General features: G+C 41.8%; 4 protein-coding genes. 1 reads left to right on the top strand and 3 read right to left on the bottom strand.

All coding sequences use genetic code 11. The annotated features are described in order from the left end of the window. Positions 1 to 73: 73 nt before the first annotated feature. The gene (locus tag ACH2DQ_RS01085; protein ID WP_394911077.1) at positions 74 to 1,285 is read left to right on the top strand and encodes an ABC transporter permease; all 1,212 of its coding nucleotides are present in this window, start codon (positions 74 to 76) and stop codon (positions 1,283 to 1,285) included. Positions 1,286 to 1,359: 74 nt separating this feature from the next. On the opposite strand, the gene ACH2DQ_RS01080 is transcribed toward ACH2DQ_RS01085, so the two are convergent. The 3 genes from ACH2DQ_RS01080 to ACH2DQ_RS01070 all read right to left on the bottom strand — a co-directional run. Then, entirely contained in the window at positions 1,360 to 3,624 is a 2,265-nt protein-coding gene (locus ACH2DQ_RS01080) for a diguanylate cyclase domain-containing protein (RefSeq protein ID WP_394911076.1), read from the bottom strand. A gap of 172 nt (positions 3,625 to 3,796) precedes the next feature. Further along, positions 3,797 to 4,588: a ZIP family metal transporter gene (locus tag ACH2DQ_RS01075; RefSeq protein ID WP_394911075.1), complete on the bottom strand. Its 792-nt coding sequence runs from the start codon at positions 4,586 to 4,588 to the stop codon at positions 3,797 to 3,799. Positions 4,589 to 4,836: 248 nt separating this feature from the next. Further along, positions 4,837 to 5,509, bottom strand: a 673-nt coding sequence (locus tag ACH2DQ_RS01070) for a sensor histidine kinase (protein WP_395025165.1), incomplete at its 5' end; no start/stop codon positions are given.

Genomic DNA, 5,509 nt, shown 5'->3' with positions numbered 1-5,509 from the left:
ACCGGACAGAATGTGATGATCTGGAGGATGCTTTCTTTAAACTTTACCAGACTTATGGAAAGGTGGTATAACCATGAACGGAACAAAAGCTATTTACTGTAAAGAATTAAAACGTGTATTTAAAGATTCAAAGATGATATTTTCACTATTCATCCTTCCGGTAGTTCTTATGGTTGGAATATACAGCCTGATGGGTTATCTGGGCAACAAAGAATCCCAGAACACCAAAGAACATATCCCCATCGTTTCTGTTCAGAATGCGCCGGAAGATATGAAGGAACATATGGAGGATTTCTTTGGGAAAGCGGATGTTACCTATGTGCAGGCAGATGAGTCATTGGATGGCGCAAAAGACGGCATTTATAACGGAAAAGTGGATCTTCTGGTTGTCTTCCCCATAGATTTCAGCCAACAGATTGCAGACTACAAAGACGGTGATCCGATTCCGGACATCCAGACATTCTATAACCCGTCGGAAAATTACTCCCAGCATGCTCACGATGCATTTATAACATCCCTGAACGGCTATCAAAAAGCATTATTAGCTGATCGTCTGGGCAACCTGGATGTACTGACCGTATTTACCATTGACAATACGAATGAGAATCCTATTATTCAGGATGATGCGAAAGCCTCAGGCCAGTTCCTTGCCATGCTGCTGCCTTATCTGGTAACCATTCTTTTATTTGCAGGTACTATGTCTCTTGGTACGGACTCTATTACCGGAGAAAAGGAACGTGGTACTCTGGCAAGTATGCTGGTAACGCCAATCAGCCGATTTGATATCGCTCTTGGAAAACTGCTGGCACTGATGACGCTGTCTATTATGTCTGCTTCCGTATACATTATAGCATTAACGGTTTCACTCCCCAAGACAATGTCTTCTATGGGTGCAGAAAATATGACTGTTACCTTTACCCCAGGACAGATTATTATGATGGCTGCAATTATTATCGCTCTCGCATTTTTATATGTGGCACTGGTAGGCATTGTATCGGTATTCGCCCGTACTGTAAAAGAAGCAGCATCCTATGTAACGCCTTTATACATTATTGTTATTGTTGCAGGAATGTTCACCATGATTTCCCCTTCCTCAGGACATTCCACATACGAATACCTGATCCCTATTTATAACTGCAGCATTGCACTTGGCGAAATCTTCACCAGAGAATTAACCGTACTTCATTTTGCCATGACCCTTGGTATAACCGTTCTGGTGGGCGGTGCCATAACTGCAATTATTGCGAAAGCATTCAGCAGTGAACGAATTATGTTTAATGCCTAAACCTAAAAAAACCAGCGCGAACGTTACGTTCGGCGCTGGTTTTGCTTTATATTCCATTTTATCAGCTAACTGCATCAACTGTTTCTCTTGTATTTTGTGATATCATGGCAGCAAAGCAGGACTGCTTCTTTCCCTTTCCAGGTAATCAACGATGCATCCGCACTGGACCAGACATTTAGAACGGGATTATAGAATTCTTTTGTACAGTTTTTTACGGTTCCACTCAGATCATTTACAGGGCAGTTATCACAAGGTTCTTCCCGATTGAAGAACTTTCGGTAACAGCACATGCCTTCTTTTACATCCGGTACCAGGGATCTTGTCTTTTGATTGATATAATACATCTCATAAGTTTCTACACCGATTACATAAATCCAGGAATTTTGATTATCCAGTATATTCTGCATTCCTTCCAGAGTCTGCACCACCCTGTCCTGGGCACGTTTCTTTAAGAGAAAGGTGCTTAATATTTCACTGGTAAAGATCAATATTGTGATCTGCTCCTGTGTCCAGAATCGATTCATCCTGCATTCGTCAAAGCCTACATACCCTTTAAATTCTCCATTATCAGTTATTGCGCACTGGAGCATAGACTTAATTCCCTGGGGTTCCAGGATATCTTTTTGTTTCCTGGGCAATTCCAGAATATCTCTGCAGTAGAAAATTCCGTCTTCATTGAAATTCGCTACGTAGTTTCCTCCCAGATCAGCCTCATAGGATACATGCTTCAGGTTATCAATTTCTTCCTTTACACCTGCATTACACCATTCAAAAGTATTGCTGCAGTAGCGGTCATCCTCGGTATTTTCAAAGATGTATGCCCGGCTGACATTAAACTGGCGTCCTACGATCTCCAGAATTGCACTGACTGCAGCTTCCACATCAATCGATTTATAGAGAATTTTAAATATGTACTCTACCAGTTTTGTATTCAGTGTATTCCCCTGACCCTCATTGGAGTCAATCTTCTCATTGACTGCCGTTGGCATTGGAACCGGTATTCCTATAAAACCGCCGCATATAGCATTATCATAATGCACAAATTGGTTCTTACCCTGCTTTTTCGCCTGATACAAAGCACAATCCGCCTTCTTGTATAATTCCTGAAACTGCTCACCGTCATCCGGGAACAGTGAAATCCCAATGCTGCAGGATATGGGTTTTTCCCAGCTCTCCTGCATGGGCATACTGCGAAATGCCTCTACCACCTGTCTTGCTTTCTGAAATACCAGTTCTTTTCCTGGTATATCTTTGATAAAAGCAATAAATTCATCGCCGCCAATACGTCCCACCACATCCGACTCACGAAACAGTTTACGGACATCTGAAGTGATTTCCATAAGAAATGCATCTCCAAATAAATGTCCCATGGTATCATTTACAATTTTAAAATCATCAATGTCAATGATCATCAGTGCAGATTGCCTTCCCATACTGCCCCTCTGCAGAAAGTTCTCAATTAAAGCTTGTGCCGTTCCCTTGTTGTAGAGTTTCGTAAGCGGGTCTCTCTCTGCTTTTTCCAAAAGCTGTTGGGAATTCTTTTTCTCGTTGTCTATGTCAATGATGACGCCAACGGCTTTAACTGGAATCCCCTCTTTATTAAACTGGGCTGTAAGACGAAATCTGCACCAGATGTATTCATCCTCCGTCTTTTTTACTCGCGCTTCTATCTCCCGGTAGCCCTGCCCATTTTTAATCTGCTCAAATGCATTTCGAAAATCAGGCAGATCCTCCCGGAATACATGAGATCTATAAGTTATTGATGCAAAGAAGTTTTCTCTAATGGGTTCATAATGAAACTTCTTTTCCCAATTCCCGGAAAAACTAAGACTATCTTTCACAATGTCCCATTCAAAAACAATATCGTTTGTCTGATCCATGATGATCTGGTGGCGTTCCAGGCTCATTGCCAATTCTTCCTGAGCAAGTTTCCCTTTTGTAATATCCACCAGCACACAATAGAAGATCCCGCTTCCATCGCCGTTGGAAATCAGTCTGCCCTTATCCAGAACCCAGGCAGCACTGCCGTCTTTTTTGCGAATGCGGTACTCTATTTCCTTGGTATTACTGTGGGCAAGCTGTTCCTTCACTTCTTTCAGTGATGAAGCACGATCCCTCTCATCGATCATTTTCCAGAAACTGTTTGCAAACTTTTCCTCAATCTCTTTTTTCGTATAACCGAACATCTCTAAAAAGGAATCGCTCATTTGAGTAAGGGTTAACTGTTCATCAAATTTGCAGCAGAAGATTGCACCCGGTACATTATTGGTCAAACTCTGTAATTCCTGATTTCTGGCTTTTATTTCAATTACCGGTGTACCTTGTTTTCCATTATCCATGCGTAAAAGCCCCTCTGTTATATAATTACAAAATGCAACAATGATCTTCATTTATTATTTCTATTATAACAGACACTGATTTGGATACAATAGTAAATTAAATTTATTTGCTATTTTTTTCATTTTTTGCAAAGGACGTGGCACATGGCAGATCAGACTTTTGAAACAGGCTCTACCCCAATGCCACATCTAAAATCATCATGATTAAAAATCCAGCCATAACACCCATGGTGCCTACATTGGAATGTTCACCCAGATGCGCCTCCGGGATCAGCTCTTCCACCACAACGTAGATCATGGCACCTGCTGCAAAGGAAAGCAGCCAGGGCATATAAGGCTCTATGTTTCGCGCTACCAGGACGGTCAAGACTCCAAAAATCGGTTCTACAACTCCTGACATACTTCCATATAAAAATGCTTTCCCGGTGCTGACACCTTCCTGCTTCAGCGGAAGTGAAATAGCAGCGCCTTCTGGAAAGTTCTGTATTCCGATACCGATTGCCAGTGCAAATGCTCCTGCATATAAAGCCGGATCCCCTCCATGCTGTGCTGCCAGGGCAAAAGACAGACCCACAGCCATACCCTCCGGTATATTGTGCAGGGTCACTGCAAAAACTAGCAGCGTTGTTCTCTTCCAGGATGCCGATACTCCCTCCTGCTCTTTACTTCCCGGATGCAGATGGGGAAGCAAAGTATCCAGAAGCAAGAGAAATGCCCCTCCAAGTAAAAAACCTCCTGCCGCCGGGAGCCATGCAATCTGTCCCTGCGCCTGTGCCTCATCAATTGCCGGTATCAGCAATGACCACACGGATGCTGCAATCATCACCCCTGCTGCAAATCCCAAAAAAATACGCTGAATACCGTCATTTACTTTACCACGAAAAAAGAATACCATTGCAGCACCAAGTGTTGTCATTAAAAATGTAAAACCGGTTCCTCCTGCTGCCCAAATTACTGAATTCATTGAATACACCTCTTTTCCTCTAAGCCATGTTGTATTATTATTACCCGTTCTTATTCTATAAACCGGATAATATCTATTATAATACATTTTACAAAAAATAGTTTCCTAATTTTTATCAAAAAAGTACAATCTGAAAATTCCTCTCCCTATAAAGGGTCCAAAATTAGATAACTATAAACTTTGGAGGTCATTCAGATTGTACTTTATATGATTTCTTATAATTACTGGTTATAATTAGTTCTTTATTATTAAATCTTCCCTGGGAGTTTCATCCAGAATTCCACACCATTATCCACATTGACTGCTCCGCATTCTCCATGGTGTAAACCCACTATGCTCCGAACTATATAAAGTCCAAGACCTGCATGCATGGATCTTTCTTCTTCCTGCGCAATTCCGTTGTCGCCTTTCATATAAAAGCTTCTCCAGATTTTGTCAAGATCCTCCTCCGGAATCGGTTCTCCTTCATTGTAGACTTCGATGTAAACATCCCCTTGTTTCCGGGTCAGACTCACTTCAACCAGGCTTCCCTGCAGCGTATGGTTAAATGCATTCATCACAAAGTTTCCAACTGCCTGTTCCAGAAACACGCGGTTACCCATAACGTAACATTCCGGTTCAATATGGAAATTACATTTAATCTGGCTCTGGCGGAACAGGGCATCGTATTTCAACATGAGATACTGCATCATTTCACTTAAATTAACCTTGCCCATCTGCATGGTATCCATATGGTGCTCAATTACGGTAAGATTTAACATATTTCCAATCATATCAGACATCTTGGAAACTTCTTCCACGATTGAATTGTAATAATATTCCCGGTCAATTTCGTCACCCATGCACTGGAGCATTTCAACCTGGCTGGATATAACCGTAAGAGGCGTCTTTAACTCATGAGAAATATTCGCCATGAATTCT

The sequence above is a fragment of the Robinsoniella sp. genome, from assembly GCF_034124845.1.
The sequence above is the reverse complement of the archived record's forward strand: the minus strand, read 5'-3'. Positions and strand labels throughout refer to the sequence as shown.

Bases quoted from the DNA above. Each gene is read 5' to 3' on its own strand.
- ACH2DQ_RS01085 (WP_394911077.1), top strand. From the start codon at position 74: ATGAACGGAACAAAAGCTATTTACTGTAAAGAATTAAAACGTGTATTT.
- ACH2DQ_RS01080 (WP_394911076.1), bottom strand. From the start codon at position 3,624: ATGGATAATGGAAAACAAGGTACACCGGTAATTGAAATAAAAGCCAGA.
- ACH2DQ_RS01075 (WP_394911075.1), bottom strand. From the start codon at position 4,588: ATGAATTCAGTAATTTGGGCAGCAGGAGGAACCGGTTTTACATTTTTA.